The sequence below is a fragment of the Paenibacillus phytorum genome, assembly GCF_013141715.1.
GTDB classification, from domain to species: domain Bacteria; phylum Bacillota; class Bacilli; order Paenibacillales; family NBRC-103111; genus Paenibacillus_E; species Paenibacillus_E phytorum.
This window is the reverse complement of sequence record NZ_WHOA01000179.1, coordinates 1-1,159: the sequence shown is the minus strand read 5'-3', so window position 1 is coordinate 1,159 and position 1,159 is coordinate 1. Positions and strand designations below refer to the sequence as shown.

The following is a 1,159-nucleotide window of genomic DNA, read 5'->3' as shown; positions in this document are numbered from 1 at the left end:
AGCTCCGTTCGGTCATCCTGCCATCCCGTTTTAGCAAAAAAGATACTAGAGAGTTTATGTCTACCGATGTCGCGCCTTGGTTGATGTTCATCACCCGATGTGTATCCGTAAAGAAGAGACATTTTATGGAGGTCGGAGGATTTCAGGAACGTTTTATCAAATACGGGCTTGAGGATTGGGAGCTCGGTTATCGTCTTCATAAGCATGGATTGTCCTATCGAAGCATGAATCGGATCATTGGATATCATCAGGAGCATCCTTCTGCGATTCGTAACGATGACCCCGAGCTGAATAATCTGAGGATTTTTTATGACATTCACGGAGCTGGAGATCCCGAGCTAGCGCTGCTTTCCATTTGTCACCCGTGGAATGACCCCCATTTATATAAAACGCTGCTGCGTAAAATAAAGAGGTGGAAGAGCAGGAGCAACGAACATTCCAAACTTGGGGGGATCATCGAAAAAGCATTGTATCAATCGACTAAGTTCTTCATTGGCTCAAGGGCGCAAGAGTGACCGCAAAGGTTATCTTAGCCTATTCATTCATATTTGAACCCCTCCGTTGTGAAAATAGCGGAGGGGTTCTTTATGCTGCATCGTACAGCAAAGACAGAGATCAGGTGCTGACCTCCTCGATAAAGGGACTTAATTCGAATAAGGATGAAATAAAGTAATCTGCAAGGTACTCGGGATCTACTACAACATCTCCGTATAAGCCGTCCGTGCGCTTGATACAAACCGTTGTCCAGCCCAAGCGTTTGGCTGTAATAAAGTCCTTTTGGGGATTATCGCCTATATACACACAGGCGGAAGGATGAATCCCAAGCCCCTCAGTCATTTTGATATAGGGGATTGGGCTTGGTTTCCAACATTGTCTGCCAAACTCATCCGAGTACACAATGAGGTTAAAATAGGCGGATAACCCCAAAGATTTCACTTTCTGGCGCTGGGCAACTAAATAACCGTCCGTTATTAGTCCTGTCTTGGCTTTAGCCGAGGCATGTCGCAAGGCCCACAGAGCATCCGGATATAACTTGATCCGTGGCAGATGTTCGCGATAGACCTTTAGCATTTGATTTATCATGTCAAGGTCATATTCTACTTGCAATAAATGCAGAGATTGATTGAAAATATTCTCTTTATGTCCTTGATTGAAAAGC

At 44.7% G+C, this 1,159-nt stretch carries 2 protein-coding genes; one reads left to right on the top strand and one right to left on the bottom strand.

The features are described from left to right. On the top strand, window positions 1-515 hold a 515-nt coding region (locus tag GC098_RS25875; protein ID WP_246358970.1), incomplete at its 5' end, for a glycosyltransferase family 2 protein. A 100-nt stretch (window positions 516-615) separates the two neighbouring features. Here GC098_RS25875 and GC098_RS25870 read toward each other — a convergent pair. Beyond that, window positions 616-1,159, bottom strand: a 544-nt coding sequence (locus tag GC098_RS25870; RefSeq protein WP_171646087.1) for an HAD family hydrolase, incomplete at its 5' end; no start/stop codon positions are given.